21 protein-coding genes are annotated in these 18,411 nt (G+C 45.5%); 15 read left to right on the top strand and 6 right to left on the bottom strand.

Annotated features, from left to right (window positions below; all coding sequences use genetic code 11):
• Nucleotides 1-25: 25 nt before the first annotated feature.
• A complete protein-coding gene (gene asnC / locus ACWPOD_RS11675) occupies nt 26-490 on the bottom strand; it encodes a transcriptional regulator AsnC (protein WP_005394393.1) in 465 nt (154 codons plus the stop codon).
• Between the two features lie 113 nt (nt 491-603).
• On the opposite strand from asnC, the gene ACWPOD_RS11680 reads away from it, so the two are divergent.
• The 3 genes from ACWPOD_RS11680 to ACWPOD_RS11690 all read left to right on the top strand — a co-directional run bounded on the left by ACWPOD_RS11680 (nt 604) and on the right by ACWPOD_RS11690 (nt 5,358).
• On the top strand, nt 604-3,729 hold the full coding sequence (locus ACWPOD_RS11680; protein ID WP_005394394.1) for an EAL domain-containing protein: 3,126 nt from the start codon (nt 604-606) through the stop codon (nt 3,727-3,729).
• A gap of 90 nt (nt 3,730-3,819) precedes the next feature.
• On the top strand, nt 3,820-4,599 hold the full coding sequence (locus ACWPOD_RS11685) for a class I SAM-dependent methyltransferase (RefSeq protein ID WP_005394395.1): 780 nt from the start codon (nt 3,820-3,822) through the stop codon (nt 4,597-4,599).
• Between the two features lie 186 nt (nt 4,600-4,785).
• Complete coding sequence (locus ACWPOD_RS11690; RefSeq protein WP_046874169.1) at nt 4,786-5,358, top strand: hypothetical protein; 573 nt, start codon at nt 4,786-4,788, stop codon at nt 5,356-5,358.
• A 72-nt stretch (nt 5,359-5,430) separates the two neighbouring features.
• Here ACWPOD_RS11690 and ACWPOD_RS11695 read toward each other — a convergent pair whose 3' ends face one another.
• Nucleotides 5,431-6,309 carry a carboxylate/amino acid/amine transporter gene (locus ACWPOD_RS11695; RefSeq protein WP_006741764.1) on the bottom strand — a complete coding sequence of 293 codons (879 nt, stop codon included), beginning with the start codon at nt 6,307-6,309 and terminating at the stop codon, nt 5,431-5,433.
• Between the two features lie 64 nt (nt 6,310-6,373).
• Nucleotides 6,374-6,799, bottom strand: a complete 426-nt coding sequence (gene uspA / locus ACWPOD_RS11700) for a universal stress protein UspA (protein ID WP_005379165.1) — start codon at nt 6,797-6,799, stop codon at nt 6,374-6,376.
• Between the two features lie 281 nt (nt 6,800-7,080).
• Here uspA and ftnA point away from each other — a divergent pair, with 281 nt between their 5' ends.
• The 3 genes from ftnA (at nt 7,081) to ACWPOD_RS11715 (ending at nt 9,397) form a co-directional block, all read left to right on the top strand.
• Entirely contained in the window at nt 7,081-7,608 is a 528-nt protein-coding gene (gene ftnA, locus ACWPOD_RS11705; RefSeq protein WP_005379167.1) for a non-heme ferritin, read from the top strand.
• A gap of 91 nt (nt 7,609-7,699) precedes the next feature.
• The gene (gene uspB, locus ACWPOD_RS11710; protein ID WP_005394407.1) at nt 7,700-8,023 is read left to right on the top strand and encodes a universal stress protein UspB; all 324 of its coding nucleotides are present in this window, start codon (nt 7,700-7,702) and stop codon (nt 8,021-8,023) included.
• A 180-nt stretch (nt 8,024-8,203) separates the two neighbouring features.
• The gene (locus ACWPOD_RS11715) at nt 8,204-9,397 is read left to right on the top strand and encodes a BaiN/RdsA family NAD(P)/FAD-dependent oxidoreductase (protein ID WP_006741765.1); all 1,194 of its coding nucleotides are present in this window, start codon (nt 8,204-8,206) and stop codon (nt 9,395-9,397) included.
• A gap of 87 nt (nt 9,398-9,484) precedes the next feature.
• On the opposite strand, the gene ACWPOD_RS11720 is transcribed toward ACWPOD_RS11715, so the two are convergent.
• Entirely contained in the window at nt 9,485-10,828 is a 1,344-nt protein-coding gene (locus ACWPOD_RS11720; RefSeq protein ID WP_012841235.1) for a sigma-54 interaction domain-containing protein, read from the bottom strand.
• A gap of 436 nt (nt 10,829-11,264) precedes the next feature.
• Between ACWPOD_RS11720 and ACWPOD_RS11725 the strand changes: the two genes are divergently transcribed.
• The 5 genes from ACWPOD_RS11725 to ACWPOD_RS11745 all read left to right on the top strand — a co-directional run bounded on the left by ACWPOD_RS11725 (nt 11,265) and on the right by ACWPOD_RS11745 (nt 14,580).
• Nucleotides 11,265-11,816 carry a BON domain-containing protein gene (locus ACWPOD_RS11725; RefSeq protein WP_047009372.1) on the top strand — a complete coding sequence of 184 codons (552 nt, stop codon included), beginning with the start codon at nt 11,265-11,267 and terminating at the stop codon, nt 11,814-11,816.
• Between the two features lie 45 nt (nt 11,817-11,861).
• Nucleotides 11,862-12,038, top strand: a complete 177-nt coding sequence (locus tag ACWPOD_RS11730) for a DUF1328 family protein (RefSeq protein WP_012841233.1) — start codon at nt 11,862-11,864, stop codon at nt 12,036-12,038.
• Nucleotides 12,039-12,046: 8 nt separating this feature from the next.
• The gene (locus ACWPOD_RS11735) at nt 12,047-12,244 is read left to right on the top strand and encodes a hypothetical protein (protein WP_048624594.1); all 198 of its coding nucleotides are present in this window, start codon (nt 12,047-12,049) and stop codon (nt 12,242-12,244) included.
• 103 nt (nt 12,245-12,347) lie between these two features.
• A complete protein-coding gene (locus tag ACWPOD_RS11740) occupies nt 12,348-12,779 on the top strand; it encodes a hemerythrin domain-containing protein (protein ID WP_193448006.1) in 432 nt (143 codons plus the stop codon).
• A gap of 142 nt (nt 12,780-12,921) precedes the next feature.
• Complete coding sequence (locus ACWPOD_RS11745) at nt 12,922-14,580, top strand: diacylglycerol kinase family protein (RefSeq protein WP_456231908.1); 1,659 nt, start codon at nt 12,922-12,924, stop codon at nt 14,578-14,580.
• Nucleotides 14,581-14,784: 204 nt separating this feature from the next.
• Here ACWPOD_RS11745 and ACWPOD_RS11750 read toward each other — a convergent pair whose 3' ends face one another.
• A complete protein-coding gene (locus ACWPOD_RS11750) occupies nt 14,785-15,183 on the bottom strand; it encodes a hypothetical protein (protein WP_005379193.1) in 399 nt (132 codons plus the stop codon).
• A 155-nt stretch (nt 15,184-15,338) separates the two neighbouring features.
• Nucleotides 15,339-15,776 (bottom strand): DUF2383 domain-containing protein, encoded by a 438-nt coding sequence (locus tag ACWPOD_RS11755; protein ID WP_005394423.1) that lies wholly within the window; start codon nt 15,774-15,776, stop codon nt 15,339-15,341.
• 363 nt (nt 15,777-16,139) lie between these two features.
• On the opposite strand from ACWPOD_RS11755, the gene ACWPOD_RS11760 reads away from it, so the two are divergent.
• Genes ACWPOD_RS11760 through ACWPOD_RS11775 form a run of 4 tightly spaced genes read left to right on the top strand, consistent with a single transcriptional unit; the run spans nt 16,140 to nt 18,401 of the window.
• Nucleotides 16,140-16,388 (top strand): hypothetical protein, encoded by a 249-nt coding sequence (locus ACWPOD_RS11760; protein ID WP_005394426.1) that lies wholly within the window; start codon nt 16,140-16,142, stop codon nt 16,386-16,388.
• Nucleotides 16,389-16,434: 46 nt separating this feature from the next.
• On the top strand, nt 16,435-16,947 hold the full coding sequence (locus ACWPOD_RS11765) for a hypothetical protein (protein WP_104970021.1): 513 nt from the start codon (nt 16,435-16,437) through the stop codon (nt 16,945-16,947).
• A complete protein-coding gene (locus ACWPOD_RS11770) occupies nt 16,937-17,287 on the top strand; it encodes a hypothetical protein (protein ID WP_456231909.1) in 351 nt (116 codons plus the stop codon). Before ACWPOD_RS11765 ends, ACWPOD_RS11770 begins: the two co-directional genes overlap by 11 nt.
• 43 nt (nt 17,288-17,330) lie before the next feature.
• A complete protein-coding gene (locus ACWPOD_RS11775) occupies nt 17,331-18,401 on the top strand; it encodes an AI-2E family transporter (protein WP_109168665.1) in 1,071 nt (356 codons plus the stop codon).
• Nucleotides 18,402-18,411 lie beyond the last annotated feature (10 nt).

The raw sequence follows: 18,411 nt of genomic DNA on the forward strand, positions 1-18,411 counted from the left end.
TTTTTGTCCATTTTTTATAAAAAATTCACGGATTCACACTGCGGTTAATTGGGTTCTGCAGCGATATCAATGTTTCCGTAGACTGAACCTCATCAATGGCTTGCAGCTTATCAATCAGCACAAATTGCAGTTCTTCAATCGATTTGCACATCAATTTGACGAATATGTTATACGCGCCCGTGGTGTAGTAAGCTTCAACGACTTCGTCGAGCGCGTTGAGTTTTTCTAGCGCGGAATGGTAATCGCGAGCTGCGTTTAGGTTAATACCAATGAAGCAGCACACATCGTAGCCGAGCTTTTTGGTATTTACGATCACCTCCGTTCCTTCGATGATGTCAGCCGATTTCATCTTCTCAATACGCACATGGATAGTGGCAGGGCTGACATCGAACTGCTTTGCCATTTCTGCGTAGGGCGTTCTGGCGTCAGCCATCAGTGTTTTTAATATTGCGCGGTCAAGGTCGTCGAGTTTCGGCAGGCTCGCATTCATACTATTATTTCCGTTAGGGATAGAGTTTTACCTCCCTTTTATACTCATAGCGGATAGGATTCACAAGGTTTGGCAGGAGTAACTGCGGGTTAACTCCGAGCTATGGAGATAATGTGCAGCGTTTTCTGGTTATTGTCGCGCTATGTTGGAGCGCGTTTGCCGCGGCCTCAGATCCGAAAGTTTTGGTCGTGCACTCCTATCATCAAGGTTTTTTCTGGACGGATTCCATACAGCGAGGTATCGAGCAGCAATTGGGTGATCGATCGCTGGATATGCGTGTGCTCTATTTAGACTCGAAACGTAACCAGAGTGAGCAGTTTTTCGCTCAGCTTGAATCCTTATATCGTACGAAATTGAGCAAAGAACGATTCGATGCCATTTTAGTGAGTGATAACAACGCGCTTGAACTGATGCAGCGTTTGGCGCCAATCATCAAAGACACTCCGGTTATATTTAACGGCATCAACAATTATCATCCTTCTTTGCACCAATCTCTGAACGCAACAGGAGTAACAGAAGATGTCGATTTGGAGGCAAATTTAGCCCTCATAGAGCGACTACACCCTGATTACACCCAAATTCTTATTGTCAGTGACCATTCCGTAACGGGAGAGGTATTACGCTATCAAATCGACGATTTTGTACATGAACATCCGCAATATCGCGACAAAATCGTGCAAGTTATTCCCGATAGTATCATTGACTTAAAGCAACAAGTGGCGAAGCTGAATAAAGATAAAGTCGTCTTGTTTTGGACTTATTACCGAGATAAACAGGGTGTGGTTGGCAGTGAACGTGACTGGATTGGCGTTAACAGAGCCTCAAATGCGCCGCTGTTTATGGTGCACGACATTGGCTTAGGGCACGGTGCGGTTGGTGGCGTGATCCAAAGTGGTTATCGGCATGGCATAGAGAGTGCTGAGATACTTGAGTTTGTGTTGGATAACCCTGACCAAGCTCTGCCAGCCGTGAAGAAAAGTGATTCTGAAATCAAGCTCGATTATCAAGCTGTAGTGCGCTGGGGGCTGGGTGCTGAGCAAGAGGTCTCTGCGGTATTTTTTAATAAACCGATGAAGTTTTCTGAGCGTTTTGCCAAAGAAATTCGCTTGTTTGGTAGCCTGTTTGTGGTGATGTCGGTGGTCATTTTGTTGATGGGTTACTATTTACAGCGGATGCGTCGCAGCGAGAGTGCCGCGCGAGAAAGCCAAGCCATCTTAGAGTCGATTTTTGATCAGAGCATGCAGTATATGGGCATTTTGGATGCCAACGGTGTACTTAAATCGGGCAACGATCACCTGCAATCTTTGCTGTATCACCAAGGGCTGCGTTTAGACCGACCACTTTGGTTTCATCCCAATTGGAGTGAGAAAGCACAAGCGTTGCTTGAGGCGTATTTCCACGCGCCTCACCATCAAGTGTCGACGTTTGAGGCTGAAATTTGGAGTAAAGAGCACGGTACATTGGTGTTGGAAATTTCACTCAAGCCTTTTTCTCAGCAAGTAGGAAATCAAAAGCAATACTTGTTTGAAGCGCGCGATATCACTAGTCGTAAGTTGATGGAAGATAAGCTCTATCAACGCGAATCAACCCTGCGTAACTATTATGAGCAACAGCCCGTCATGATGGTGACACTCGACAGCAATAACCGCATTCAAGAAGTGAATCGATTTGCTCAGCTACTCCTTGGCTACAAACCGATGGACATGCTCGGACACCGCCTAAGGGAGTTTTATTTTGATGACAAGGTACTGTTTCCTCGCCAAGTGCTATTGCAACCCAATCAACAGGTGCATGGGGTCTGGCGACGTGAAGTCGAGTATCGCCATGCAAACGGTCATCGTGTTTGGGTACGCGAGAACATTCGTCCACTGAGTGAATCTGATCAGCTGTTGATTGTGGGCGAAGATATTACAGAAACTAAACAGCTTTCCGAGAAACTGGAATATCAAGCGCGCTATGACTTACTGACAGGGACTTATAACCGAAACCACTTTGAACTAGAGCTCAAGACCGCACTGCGTGAGGTGGACAGCCATCGTCGCGTCCACGCCATGCTGTACCTCGACTTAGATCAGCTAAAAGTCCTCAATGATACGGTTGGGCATGATGCGGGTGACGCGGCGATTCAATTTTGTGCCAGCATGTTAGAGGAAGTGTTGCCATACAATTCCATCTTGGCTCGAATGGGAGGCGATGAGTTTGCGGTACTACTCAAAGATTGCGACGAATACGGCGCGATTAATATCGCTAAACTGATCATCTCGACGTTGAGTGAACATCTCTTTATTTGGGAAGATACACGCTTGTTCATCAGTTGTTCTATTGGTATTCGTATCATCGATCATACGGCAGAGACGCCGCAAATGGTGCACGCTCAAGCGGACTCTGCGTGTCATGCCGCCAAGGAGCAAGGCCGTAACCGCTACAATCTGTTCAGCTTAGATAACGAAGAGCTACAACGTCGCCAGATGGAAATGCAGAGCGTCAATTTGGTGCATGAGGCATTGTCGAATCAGCGTTTAGAGTTGTTTGCTCAACCGATCAAAAGCTTACAACAGCACGATGCTCAGATGTATTTTGAGATTTTAGTGCGCATTCGCAATGGATATGGTGATTATGTTTCTCCTGCACTGTTTATTCCGGCTTCCGAGCGCTACAACATTGCGCATTGGATTGATAAACAGGTCATTACTCAAACGCTAGAATGGTTTGAGCAACGCCCGGAGGTGGTTGAAAAACTCGGTCGTTGTTCGATAAACCTTTCAGGTCAATCTATGGGGAATCAAGAGTTTATCGATTTCTTATTGGAGCGATTGGAACGTTCGTCCATGCCGTGTGAAAAAATCTGTCTAGAAATCACCGAGACAGCAGCGATGAGTAATCTTGAGCAAGCCATTGAGCTCTTCACCAAGCTCAAAGCGTTGGGTTGCATGATTGCATTGGATGATTTCGGCTCGGGCTTGTCTTCATTTGGTTACTTAAAGAAACTTCCCGTTGATATCGTGAAAATTGATGGTCTTTTCGTGCGAGATATCAACGTAAATGAAATGGACCGTGTGATGGTTCGCTCGATCAATGATCTGGCAAAACAGCTAGGCAAAGTGACGGTGGCGGAGTTTGTCGAAAACGAACAAGTCATGCAGCATTTGATCGATCTTGGTGTGGATTATGGCCAAGGCTACGGTATTGGGCATCCTCAACCGCTTTCTGAGTTAGTTGAGCGACTGACGGCTGAGTAGTCTTGTCATATCAAGCTCAACCTAGCATTGAGAGGTAACTTAGGTATACACTCAGCGCCAGTTACCGCGATTTTTTATTGGAGCCTCCTTTTGCAACTGCAATTGATCTGTGAAGACCCGTCTCAACAACCTCATCTGGATGAACTGGCTGCGCGCTGGCAGCTTTCTCACACTGACGAGAGCGATTTTGCTTTGGTGTTGACCACCGAGCGTTTAGAGCTGCGTAAAGTGGATGAGCCAAAGTTGGGCGCTATTTTTGTCGATTTAATTGGTGGCGCAGTGGGGCATCGCCGAAAATTTGGTGGTGGTAAGGGCCAAGCCATCGCAAAAGCCGCAGGTTTGAACAAAGGGGCAACGCCAACCGTTCTAGACGGCACGGCGGGGCTGGGACGTGACGCATTCGTTTTGGCTTCGCTCGGCTGTAAGGTACAGATGGTGGAGCGACACCCGGTAGTCGCAGCGTTGCTGGATGACGGGTTAGCGCGTGCGAAACAAGACCCTGAAATTGGAACTTGGGTATCAGAGCGTATGTCGCTGATCCATGCCTCCAGTCATGATGCATTGGAACAGCTGGCACAAGATGAAGACTTTGTTCAGCCAGATGTGGTGTATCTCGACCCTATGTATCCGCACCCAGAAAACAAGAAGAAATCGGCGCTCGTAAAAAAAGAGATGCGCGTTTTCCAATCGTTGGTTGGCGCCGATTTGGACGCCGATGGTTTGCTAGATCCTGCCATGGCGTTAGCCACAAAACGCGTGGTGGTGAAGCGCCCAGACTATGCAAACTGGTTGAACGAGCAAAAGCCGACCATGGCGATTGAAACCAAAAAAAATCGCTTTGATGTCTATGTTAAAGCCTCAATGGCATAACTTCCTGACCGCTCAACTTTTCTTGTCACAGTACGGTGTATCGTGCTGTGATAAAGCCTCTCTTTCTGAATCGTTACTGATAGTTTTCTCTTGCTAATTCTCCTCCCTGACTGTATATCTAACTAAGAATTATTATTATTTCACTTGTTGTGATGCGGTCGATTATTGGGAAGCTGGAGTAGTAGAATGGCTAAACGCTTATGTAAAATGAGTCGTAAACAAATCGCGGCGGAGCTTGGCGACATCCATCGTTTAGTTGTCGCACCAAAGTTTGTTTGTCGCTCTTGCGCACGTTCTTCAGCGGCCAAAGATACCCTGTGTAAGCCAGCCGCTATTCCGCCGCAAAAATGCCAAGACAAGCCATTGAACGAGCAACAATCATGTGGCTTATTGGCTGAAGCGCTGCCAGTACAACCGATTCCTGTGACAACAAAACAAAGCAACGAAAAAGCAGCGATTGTGAAGCGTGTTGTTGAGCGCGTGAAAGAGAAAAAGCAAGCCGAAAAATCCCTGGAGCCAGTAAGAACCGACGCACCAGTATGGTTTGATTTAGCGGATAAAAAATCGCTTAAGAAAGCGAAAAAAGCACTGAAAAAGCATTATAAGCAGCAGAAGAAGTTGTTAAAAGTAGCGAAAAAACAACAAAAGTTACTTAAGCGTCAGCGCAAGCTTGAAGCGCGCAATGCCAAGCTAGAGGTGTTGCTATCAACGCCACCTAATGCGTTGATGAGCACAAGCTCGCAAGTCAAAGTGCATTAATCTAATCCAAAAAAACGCTCTCCAGTTGGAGAGCGTTTTTTATTGTCGGTATGTGTGTTGGGAGCGGTCGCTTTACTTCTTGGCGTAGCTCATTTCGACGCGCTTTTTCACCCAGGTTTCGTTAATCCATAGCGATAGCATGATGATCGCACCGCCAATGGCGAGTCGCATGACATCAACATCGCGGTTCCAAATCACAATGTTCACAATCAAACCTGCTGGCACTAACGCGTTGTTCATTACTGCAAGTGCTCCTGCGTTTACCATGGTTGCGCCTTTGTTCCACGCGAAGTAACCAAAACCGGAAGCAATTAAACCAAGGTACGTCAGAATGCCCCATTGCGTTGCGGTGGTGGGTAGTTTGTCGAGGTTGCCCATCAGAGCGAAAGCCACGGTTGCTACACAAAGCGCACCTAAGTAGAAGTAACCAAACACGGTGTGTTGTGGCAAATCAACCGGCTCACTTTCCATGATGTATTTGTAGCCTACCTGACCAATGGCAAAACAGAGGTTTGCTCCTTGTACGACCAAAAAGCCCAGCAGGAAGTCTTCATTAATGCCTGCAAACTTAATCCAGGCTGCGCCAAATACAGCAATCGCCGCGGTAACCAAATACCAAGGTGAAAAGCGACCTTTCAAGAAGTCATAGATCAGCGTGACGTAAATGGGTGTGAATACGGTGAACAGCAATACTTCTGGCACGGAAAGGAGCAAAAAAGATTGGTAGTAGAAGCAGTACATCAGACCAAGCTGAAAGCCACCGACCGTCATCAGTTTCGCGATTAGGGATTTGCTAACGCCACGGAATTTTAAAAAGGGAATGAAAACCAGACTCGCCAGTGCCACGCGCATGAACACCGAGAACCAAGAATCAACCTGACCAGCGAGGTAAACGCCGATCAGGCTAAATGAGAATGCCCAAAGTAGGGTAACTGCGGATAGATAAGCCATGGATGAGAATCTTTATCAACAACAAATGTGCCCGCAGTCTAACCAAGTTTTAACGTCGCGCCAATCAGTCTTTTAGCGGTACGACCAGCATATCGACTGGAGAGCAGTTAATCAGTTGTCGAGTCGAAGACAGAATCTTGCTCCAGAAATCTTGGTGATGACCACAAACCACCAAGTCGATACTGTAATCTTGAATGGTATCGCACAGCTCATTACTCAAATCGCCACTACCGACCAACGTATGGGCTATTGGGTATTGCGCATATTCTGCGAAATTCGCCAATTGTGTGCGCGACGCTTCCATCGCTTGATGTTGCGCTTCTGCCATATTGATGTCGATAAGCCCGGTGTAGAGCTCTGCGTAGTTCACGTCGATGTGAATAAAAGAGACTTTCGCATCCAGAGGTTTAGCCAGTGATACGGCTTTTTTAATCAACACTTTACTGTCGTCTGACAGGTCGACTGCCACAAGTATGTGTTTGTAACTCATATTGCTATCTCCTTGTAAGGTCATAGTTTTAGATTAGCACTAACCCCCAAAAAAATTTGCTGAAGTGATCTCATATCAGTGTCGTAGGTACAAAGTCTTGTCTCAGTAATCATGTTATAGTGGCGTTATACCCAAGTGACTTTGAGATGCGGAGTTCAGCGCTCCGTTACTGACTATAGTTCAAGTAAAACCTTGCCTCTGATGTAGAGCAAGTCAATCTCGCGGCGTCGTTTATCTCGAGGTTACTTGGGTATATTGCATGCACATTAATAGGAGTTAACATGCTGTCTCAAACTATGGTCGAACAATTGAATGAGCAAATTAACCTAGAATTTTTCTCATCCAATCTATACTTACAAATGAGTGCTTGGTGTGAAGACAAAGGTTTTGAAGGTGCGGCTGAATTTTTACGCGCTCACGCCGTAGAAGAAATGGAGCACATGCAACGCCTATTCACCTACGTAAGTGAAACTGGCTCAATGCCAATTTTGGGCGCTATTGATGCACCAAAGCATGATTTTGCTAGCTTAGGTGATGTTTTCCGCGAGACCTTCGAACATGAGCAAATGATCACGGAAAAAATCAATAAATTGGCACATGTTGCATTTACTAGCCAAGACTACTCAACGTTTAACTTCCTACAGTGGTACGTGTCTGAACAGCACGAAGAAGAGAAGTTGTTTAAAGGGATTTTAGATAAGATCGAATTGGTAGGTGAAGATGGTAAAGCATTGTTCTTCATCGACAAAGATCTAGCACAAATGGCGAAAGAAGGTTCATCTTCAATCATGGATGCTCCAGCTGCGTAAATGCGTTTTTTGACGCTATAAGTAGCGGGTAAAGACGAAGCATTGATCGTCTTTTTCTCTTGAGCATTGTTGAAGATGTAGGGAGGAAAAGATGATCAGTGGAGACACAATCTTATTTGCGCTAATGGTGGTAACTGGAGTCAACATGATCCGGTATCTCACCGCTCTTCGTTCTCTAATTTACATCATGCGTGAAGCGCATCCGTTGTTATATCAGCAAGTTGATGGCAATGGCTTTTTTACCACCCATGGAAATGTCACCAAACAGGTGCGTTTGTTCCACTACATCAAAAGTAAAGAATATCACCATCACCACGATGAGATTTTTACTGGTAAGTGCGAAAGGGTGCGTGAGCTATTTGTTTTATCGACCGCTTTGCTCGGTGTTACCCTACTCGCGGCCTTCATTCTTTAAAGAATCAATAATCTAGCGAGTTAATCTCCTAGGATTGTACGGGCATGCATAGCGCTTACCGTTTAAGCGCTTTTCCCCTTCGAGATTTGTCGGTAGAATGTCGCGCCTAGAAAGCAAGGATGTGCAATGTGCACATCCTTTTTTATTTCGATTCGATACCAATCAGTCTAAGAGCTACCGATGAGTAAGAAATTTGATGTTGTTGTAATTGGCGCAGGCGCAGCGGGTTTGATGTGTGCTGCAGAAGCCGGCAAGCGAGGCCGTCGTGTTTTGGTGCTCGATCATGCTAAAAAGCCAGGACGTAAAATCCTTATCTCAGGCGGTGGCCGTTGTAACTTCACTAACTACGATGTTTCAGCCAGCAACTACCTATGCCAAAACCCGCATTTCGTTAAGTCGGCGCTTTCTCAATACACTAACTGGGATTTTATCTCGATGGTGTGTAAGCATGGTATTGAATTTGAAGAGCGCGATCACGGTCAGCTGTTTTGTGTCGATGCGTTTACGGCGAAAGACATCGTGAAGATGCTGTTGGCTGAGTGTGACATGCCGAATATCGAGCAGCGTTACCAATGCGATGTTCACTCAATTGAGAAAATCGATGAAGGCTTTCGTTTGCATGCTGGCACTGAGATTGTCGAGTGTGAGTCTTTAGTTATCGCAACCGGTGGCTTGTCGATGCCAAAACTGGGGGCGACACCATTTGGTTATAAAGTCGCGGAACAATTTGGTCTTCGAGTTATCCCAACTACGGCAGGGCTGGTGCCATTTACGTTGCATAAAGAAGACAAAGAAGACTTTGCTGAGTTATCTGGTATCGCGGTACCTGCGGAAATTACAGCTGAAGATGGCACCATGTTCAAAGAAGCCCTGTTGTTCACACATCGTGGTTTATCTGGCCCAGCCGTTTTACAGATTTCATCATTCTGGCGAGCGGGGCAAAAGGTGTCGATTAATCTGGTGCCAAACGATGATGTTGCCGAGTTATTAGAACGCAGCCGTGAAAAGCATCCGAATCAGTCGCTCAAAAATACGCTCGCTAAAGTGCTACCAAAGCGCTTGGTTGAAGTCTTGATTGAACGTAAAGAGCTGGTCGATAAACCGCTAAAGCAGTTCAATCAAAAGGAGCTTGCGGCGATTGTGGCGCGCTTAGAACATTGGGATATCGCCCCTAATGGCACTGAAGGTTACCGAACCGCGGAAGTGACACTAGGCGGTGTGGATACCGATCACTTATCTTCGAAAACCATGGAATGCAAAGACATTAAAGGGCTGTACTTCATTGGTGAAGTCATGGACGTGACTGGCTGGTTAGGGGGCTACAATTTTCAGTGGTGCTGGTCGAGCGGCTTTGTCGCGGGTCAGTGGGTGTAATCAAACGCTACACATCCGCATAAAAGATAAGATAAAAAAAGAGCACTGAATCGTATTCCGTGCTCTTTTTTGTATTCCCACAGCGAGTTACTCGTCTTGATACTTTTCGAGTTTGTTGTAGAGCGTTTTAACGCTAATGCCTAACTCTTGCGCAGATTCCGTTTTATTGCCTTGATTCTCTTCAAGCGTATTGAGAATGGCGGCTTTTTCTAGCTCTTCTAGCGAAACGCCCGCTGGAACAAGGTCTTCGATGCTGGTGCCTGTTTCCAATGGTGGCGTATCGAAGATCAGGTGTTCATCTCGGATGGTGTCATCAGCCAAAATAAACGCGCGCTCGATCGTGTGTTTGAGCTCACGGACATTACCTGGCCAATCGTGCACGGCGATTTTTTGGATGGCAGAATCAAGAATGGTTTTGGTTTTAGCCTCATTTGCGTTGCGGTGCGCGATAAAGTGCTTAGCCAGACCGACGATGTCACCGCCTCGCTCTCGCAGTGGCGGTATCGTTAATGGGAAGTGCGATAAACGGAAAAACAGATCTTCACGCAGGAACTGCTCTTCAATGGCGACTTTAGGATCACGGTTGGTGGCGGCAATGATGCGAGTGTTGGCGATATGCACCGTATTACTACCTACTGGGCGATACTCTCCGGTTTCCAACACACGCAATAGCTTCACTTGATGCTCGATAGGCATCTCGGTGATTTCATCTAAAAACAGCGTGCCGCCTTCTGCCTGTTTAAATACACCTTGGTGAGTTTTATTCGCTCCGGTAAAGGCGCCTTTTTCATGGCCAAACAGTTCACTATCGACCAACTCTGGGCTAATCGCACCACAGTTAATCGCGATAAAGGGTTGTTGCTTGCGATCGCTAGCTAAATGAATGGTCTGTGCGACTAACTCTTTACCCGAGCCGCTTTCACCGACAATGAGGACGTTGGCTTCTGTTTTTGCGACGCGTCGGATCATGCGATAGAGCTGATGCATTGGCGATGAGGACCCCACCAAAAGGCCAAATTGGTCGAGATCGCTAGTGGACACTTTACGTCCTTGATCTTGTTTTTGCTGATAGTACTGGCTGACTTCGCTTAGGGTGTCCGTCAAAATGGCAATATCGACGGGTTTTCTGTAGTGAAAAATTGCACCTAAGTTCATTAGCTTATCCAAATTTTCGTTTGGAGCACCAGAGCTAATGATGATCAAGTCCATATCGTAGATGTCTTCGATATTAGAAAGGCGCTGGTAATCTGCGCTAGTAAAGTGGGCGACTTCAACAATCGCAACTTCCGGTTTGAGTTGTAGGAAATCTTCAATCCAACCATCTGCGGCATCGGTATTATGCAGACGAAATTTGTTCAGTTCCTGGCAAGAGGCGATAGCATCTTTAAGTGTCGGGTCTTGTATTCGTAGAAACAGGCTTGGCAACGACATAGAAATGTCCTCTTTACTATGACAGAAACAATGTACGTGGATTATTCTAAGTGCACAAGACAAAATATTGTCAGCAGAGATTTAAGGGTCTGTAGGCTATTTTAATTTTGTTGATCCTCTCTTGGTATATATCAGTAATAATTCTGATAAATATTGCTTCTTTATTCGGGTGTCTCACATTATTAAATAATAATTCTGCGATTAAGTGAAGTCGAAGAAATAATGTCTCATCTTTTATTGGCGTATTATGTAATTGATTGCGAAATTATTAACGATTAAAAATTACATTTCTTCTGTGTAAATAATTCATGCTTATATTTTCTTGTTCGTCTTATTTTTATCTCTTGTTTTTATTATTCCTTTAAAAATAACAAGTTACAAACTTGGCACATGGTTTGCTCCTATGGAAATACAACGTCAATAAAGGAGAATTACCATGAATAACATCGCAGCTAAAATTGTACTTACGTCAGTTCTTGCTACTTCATCTACAGCAGTCTTAGCGAGTGATAAATGGGAAAAAGAATCCATGGACGCTTGGCTAGATGGTAAAGCTGAAACGACGCTGCTGCTAAACAGTAACCTTAACTCTTTTGATATCAACACCGATGTTGAAAATCAGGTAGTTACCCTTTCTGGTTCGGTAAACAATGACCTTGAAAAATCGCTTGCCGAAGAGCTTGTAACAGGTCTTGATGGTGTGAAAGAAGTAAATAACGAATTGTCAGTGGTGAATGAAGGTAAGAAAGAAACCGATTCAGAGGCATTAGCCACACTGACCGACTCTAAAATCACGACTATAGTTAAAACGCGCCTACTGATGGATACCAATGTAAGTGGTACGGACATTGATGTAACGACGGAACGTAAAACGGTAACGTTGGCAGGTAAGGTTAATTCAGATGCGGAGCATGATCTTGCACTTTCAATTGCAAATAATACCAATGATGTAAATAAGGTGATTGATAAGCTAGAAGTGGTTCAATAATAACGAGCCGAGTGACCTAACCCAATTTTATTAGGAGGTAACACTATGGTTCGTTGGATGTTTATTTTTCTGGCTTTGGCACTGGTTTCTGCACTACTAGGTTTTACTGGTATTGCAGGGGCGGCGGCCTCTATCGCGCAAGTGATATTTTACCTATTCCTATTGTCATTAATTGTATCAATAGTGATTGTTCTGCTAGGAAGAAAAAACGTAAATAGATAGGAGATTTCATGCGACTTACGTCATTAATTTACCGTATCGCCGCAGTATTTGGTTTGGTGTTCGCACTGGCTGCTTGTAGTGAAGAAGGGCCAATGGAACAGGCAGGCAAGAAGATAGATGAAGCCGCCGAAGAAACTCAAAATGCGATTGAAGATGAGTGTGAAAATATTAAAGAGAACTTGAACGCAGAAGACCAAGATTGTTAGTCGAGTCAGGTCAGCTTTTTGTTCACAGCAATGTAAGAGAAGGGCGGTCAATCACCGCCCTTCCTTTTATCCCAAGTGTTTACAATCAGATGAGGAGTCAAAGATGAAAAACATATTTGATGTACTAAAAGAGAGTCATGAAAAGCAACGCCTTTTACTCGATGCTCTGATGGAAACGTCTGGAGATTCCCCTGCACGCGAAGAGTTTTATCACAATCTTAAGGATGAACTCGAACAGCACGCCGCCGCAGAAGAGCGCTTTTTCTACGCGCCTTTAATCGAGAGTGATAAAACCATCGATCTTACTCGTCATGGCATCGCAGAGCACCACGAGATTGATAAAGTGATTGCACAGCTTGATGCAACCGACATGAGCTCGCCAGGATGGCTCAACCTCATGAAAACTTTGCGTCACAAAGTATTGCACCACCTCGAAGAAGAAGAGCATCGTTTTTTCCAATTGGCCGGTAAGGTGATGACCGATCAGCAGAAAATGAAACTAGCGGATAGCTACGTCGAAGAAATGGCTAGTTAGGTGGAGTATTGGTCCTTTTCGTGCCATTTCGGCACGAGAAGGGGCCCAATCAAAGCGTTTACCAAGCTAATTAGCCTAAACTAAAACCAGCTTATTCTCACTTTCACTAAAAAAGCGCACTCGCTGAAGGCAAGGAGAGCGAATGTTTATCATCAAATATTATATTCTTGGCGCTCTGATCAGTTTATTGGCCGCTATTTATATTCCCCAAATCATGGTTAGCCTGTTGTTCTTGTGGGTATCTCTTTCTTTAGCATTAGTCAGCGTAGCCTACGTTTTCGACATTCCCTCCATTTTTAGAAAAAACCAAGACGGCAAGATTGTCAGGTGGATCCGCTGGGCATTCATCCCCTTTTTGCTGGGCGCTAGAGCGTATAATGCCTGGGAAAGACGGCGCGATACCGTGCCTCCGATCCAAAAAGTCAGCGATAATTTATACCTCTCCCGTCGGCTATTTCAGAGTGACTTAGATTTTCTCGAATCCAATGACATCTCTTGTATTGTCGATGTCACCGCAGAATTTGCTGGGCTTGAAAGTGCGATGACCGACAAGCAGTTTCATTACCTTTCGATTCCGGTACTTGACCACAAAGCCCCAACATTGGAACGCTTGCGTCATGCGATTAACTGGATTGATACGCAAATCTCGTGCTCACGAGCTGTGGTTGTGCATTGTGCGTTAGGGCGCGGTCGTTCGGTGTTTGTTGTTGCGGCGTATCTACTGAGCAAAGATCCGTCGCTGACGGTTGAATCTGTGATGAAAAAAATCAATGACGTGCGTAGTACCGCGAGATTGAATAAATTGCAGATCAAAACGTTACGAGCGATAAGTGAAAAAGGCGTACTGGGTCTGGATAAGTCCACTTGGATGGTGGTTAACCCTGTTGCAGGTGGCGGCAAATGGGAGGAAAACGAACAGCACTTGATTCGTGAACTAACCAAAAAATATCGCTTGAGTATTCATCAAACCACCACAAATCTCAGCGCTGAGCAGCTAACACAACAGGCAAAAGAAAGTGGTGCTAAGCAAATTATCGTAGCGGGTGGCGATGGCACAGTGACGGAAGTGGCGAGCCAGCTGGTAGGTACCGATATCAAACTCGGTATTGTTCCGCTCGGAACCGCCAATGCGTTATGTCATGTGCTCTATGGAGTTGGCGCAAAATTCTCACCAGTCGAAAAAGCGTGTGAAGCATTGCTAGCAGGTCACTGCCAACTTATTGATACGGCTGAGTGTAATCAGAGGCTTATATTGTTAGTCCTAGGTATTGGCCTAGAGCAGAAAATGATCGAGCATGCGCAGCGAGAAGAGAAAAACACCTTTGGACAATTGGCCTACTTAACGGGCTTTTTTAACGCGGTGGTGGCGGAAGAGACGCAGACGTTGACTGTTGCGATGGATGCGCCATTTGAAGATGGAAACCGCGAAAATGGATCACAAACGCTAGAAGTTCATAGCTTTGTCGTTGCGAACATCGCTCCTTTTAGTACGTTGCTCGCGCAAGGTGGCGGTGCTCCGCAGCCTGACGATGGCAAGCTGCATATCACGTATTTAGATAACACCGAATCTTTAGGCGGACGCCTCATCGCATTGTCTGATCTGACATTAACCAGCGTAGGTGCGCAGGAGGAATCGACTCATTTTCAATACGCGACGGCTCAGAATGTCACTATTTCTGCGAACAAACCGATTGAGTATGTGATTGATGGTGAGCTTTATTCTGATGAGCAATTAGCGATTAAGCTTCGTCCAAAATCGTTGAATGTATTTGTCCCAAGCGGGAGAAGTAAATCGGCTTAGCTTTAAAACAGATAAGCGGTGGATAACGCGCTATTTGCCTAGTGCCCTATAGCGTGCCTTTGTTTACCGGTTTAGTCGTGGTTTCGAGGGAACCAATAAGGTCGCTGCGTAGGTGCAGCGGCTTTTTTATATCGGCATTTTTTGTATCTGAGAGAGCGTCTATTTATCGTTCTCGCAGTGAAAGGAAGAAGGGGGTGAGTATGACTACTCACCTTGGGGTAAGTGCTTTTCAATTTCATCGTTTTCGACTTGTAAAGCAGCTAACCAGTAAGAAACAAGCGCCGTTAAGTTGGTGTCGTCAATGGCTCTGAGTAGCGCTTTTAAATCATCTAACAACAACTTGTTCATGAAATGCATTTCTTTGTAATTACCTAATTCGGCAACGCCGTATTCGGTGGCATTTTCTGCAATGAATTGTTCACCATCTTGGTCGAAGAACAACTTCGCCATCTTTTTGATCATCACTTTTTCTATTTTAACGAATCGATACGCCGCTCTTGCGAGTGTCATATGCGATTGCGGATTAACGAGAGGCAAACACGTTTGGCGATGGTGTGTCATTTTTACGAGTAGCTCCCTTACTCGATTATTATCCAATGTCATACTGACCTCTTTATTTATGACTACCGTGTTGATTACTCGGTTTAGTGTTTTCTAGTTTTGGTTGTATTGAGGTGCCTGTGGTCTTATCAGAAATGGCCAAAACGAGTTGGCCATTTTCTCTGCCAGCGCTTGCTTGCAAAGGCGACCACTAAGGATCAGCTGATAAGGCTGATGCTGCTGAGCTTTTCTTTACAGCTTTTGATATCACTGCGAACTTTCAGTAGAACCGAATTATCCGCTTGCTCTGGGTGGCTAGTAATTAGGTTTTCGATCTCTTTGAGCACCTTGCTTTCAACACCTTCGAGCTGTTCCAAATACATGGACTCTTTGTCAGAAGACACCTCCTTCATCACATCGCTGTATACCTCACGCGCTTTAATGGTGTAGGAAACCGGAGTGTCGTCGGCAGAGTCTTCCTGGTTATTTGCCAATGTGTAGGGAGTAAGCTCAAGCACCGCTCGCTCACGTACTCTAAGCAGTTCTACCAACACATTATTCAAAGAAGTGTTGTCAATGTTCTCAATGGCCTTGTTGTAAATGTCATTTCCGCTCTCGATAAGCTCAATGATTGAGGCGATATTTTCATTTTTCATATCTCACTCCTGATTTGGTTGGTGATGGGAGTGTTTGTACGTATGGGGAACAAACACAGATGTTTCATCTTTAGTTGCAGGTTGTATGCCAATGAATGTTATTTTTCTATTAATCAATTGGTTATGAGTTTATTGCGCAAGAATTGGAGGGTTGCAGACGTGGTGCTAAGAAAAAATTACAAGAATGTTGGGGAAGTCTGGAAAGAATTACACGTACAGATAAGGGTTTGTCGTGAAACAAAATAAAAATCAAATAAAAACAGCTGCTTATAGTTTTGGCACGGATATGGCTTTGTTGTGAGTAAGTGAGTTCAAAAGTTGTTTCACTTGATTTACTACTCAACTCATCAACGGAGGCTAGTTATGGCTACAACAAAAGAAAGCACAGTAAAACCTCAAGAGCAGTTAGAAGAAGCATATCACTTAGCGGAGCAAGCCACGACGGAAGCCGTCGGCGCAATGAAAGACCAAGCTAAAGAGAAATTTGATGTGGGCGCGGAACACGTTCAGCAGGCGACCAAGTCGGCAGAGAACGTTATCAAGGAGCGTCCATTGCTGAGCATTGGTTGTGCCTTCCTTGCGGGTTGGGCGGTTTCGAAGCTGATCAAATAATCACGGTCCAACGAATTAAGCCACATAACAGAAGGCGAGGGTTCCAATGAATAACTCCGGACAAGTCACCAACCAGCAACCAGGCTCGGCCGCAGCAGACAGCGGTCGAGCCCCAAGTGGGGCACAAGAGCAGGATATCCAACAAACCATCAATGGATTGAGCAGTATTCTTTCACAACTTGACCAATTGACTCAATCGCTGAAAGCGTGGTCGGGTTCAACGTTGGATTTGTTCCTCTTGGAGGTGAAAATTAATGCGTCCGCAGCGCGACAGATTTTGCTGTGCACCATTGTTTTTACCTTATTGTCGGTATTGTTCGTGTTCAGTTTGTGCCTTGCCTCTGGTGTGGTGGCTTATCAGCTGACCGCTAACGTGTATGTTGCCGTGGGCGTATTTATTGCGTCCTTAGGTTTGGCATTACTGTCTTTAGCTTGGTGGCAGAAGCGTTTAGTTGGTTTCCTTGGATTCAAAAATACGACAGAACAGTTGCAGGAGGGGTGGGATGCGCTCGCTACAAAAGCTCAATCGAGCCATGCGAATCAAGCGGATGGAAGGTAAGGCATCTTTAGAGCAATGCTGCTTGTCGATGGAAATGTTCACGTTTACCACTAAGAAGTTTGTGAAAGAAAATCCTTGGACGACGCTAGGTATTAGTGCTGTCGTTGCCGTTACCGCTGCCAAAGCGGGTCGATTGTCTCGACTGACTTCCTCTATCTCTTCCATGGGGCTATTGGCGAGTAGTGTCTCCGAACTGACGGATTCGCTTGCCAAGCCAGTTATGGCAGCGTCTTCTAACCAGTCGGGCGTAGAACAAGAGCGAAATGCTGAACCACAAGCAGGCACTACTGCTTCGACAGAAGAGACCGCGACAGAAACAGAAGTCGAGCAACCCCAATAACGGCTTTCGCCGATAATGATTCCTACCGACCTTGAGCCTTTTTATGACAGCGAAATTGAACATCCCTGCCAACACCGCGATTGGTGCAACCCTTCTTGTCTTATTGCTCGTTCCTGGGCTGTATTTTGCTAAGCCAATCTTGTTACCTATTGTGCTTAGTACCTTTATTTCTCTGTTATGCAGTCCTTTCATTAACTATCTTGAAGACAAAGGTTTACCGCGCGCGATTACCGTCGTGGTGACTCTGTCATTCTTGGTTGGTGCTTCAATTATTGGCCTTGCTGCCATGTCGGAGCCTGCCAAGCAGTGGTGGTCTGAACTACCCAGTATCGTGAAAAATGTGTCGCAAGAAGTGAGTGAAGTGACTCAAGCCTCGGCGGATCACCTTAATACGCCGCTGAATATTGCCAGCGATATGGGTATGGATGAAGTCGGGAACAACACCGTATTTTCTTTGGTGAAGACACTCGCGACCACGACGCCGACCATTTTGACACAAGCGATGATCGTGCTGTTTATGGTGTATTTTATGCTCAATCATGGACGCAGCTTATTTCGAAAGTCAGTGTCGTACTTGCATGGGTTTGCCAAGCAGCGCCAAGCGATTGAACTGGTCAAAGCACTACAGAAAGACCTATCTCGATACATTGGCACTATCACGTTAGTGAATGCGGGACTTGGGTTGAGTGTTGGGGCGGTGTTTTTTGTTTTAGGCCTTGAGGATCCGTTCTTGTGGGGCGCGTTTGCTGGCGTGATGAATTTTGCGCCGTATCTCGGCCCAGTCATCTCCATGGTGAGTTTCGGTTTTGTGGCTTATCTGCAGTTGGAGTCGGTCAGTTTTATGCTCACTGTGGTGTCTATCTATTTGTTGATCAACTTGATTGAAAGCCAGTTTGTCACGCCAACGTTATTAGGGAAAAGGTTCAACTTAAATCCGTTAGTGATCTTCGTTTGGCTCGTGTTCTGGGGTTGGCTTTGGGGCGGTATGGGGCTCTTAATCGGTGTACCGCTATTGGTCTGCATTAATATTTTGGTTGAGCGTCTGGAGCTGTGTCAATCAACTCAAAGTCAACCAAGCCAAACCATCCCCGAGGATATGGCTCCACGAGAATGACTTGGGCGAC

The sequence above is a fragment of the Vibrio sp. JZG120 genome, from assembly GCF_053890955.1.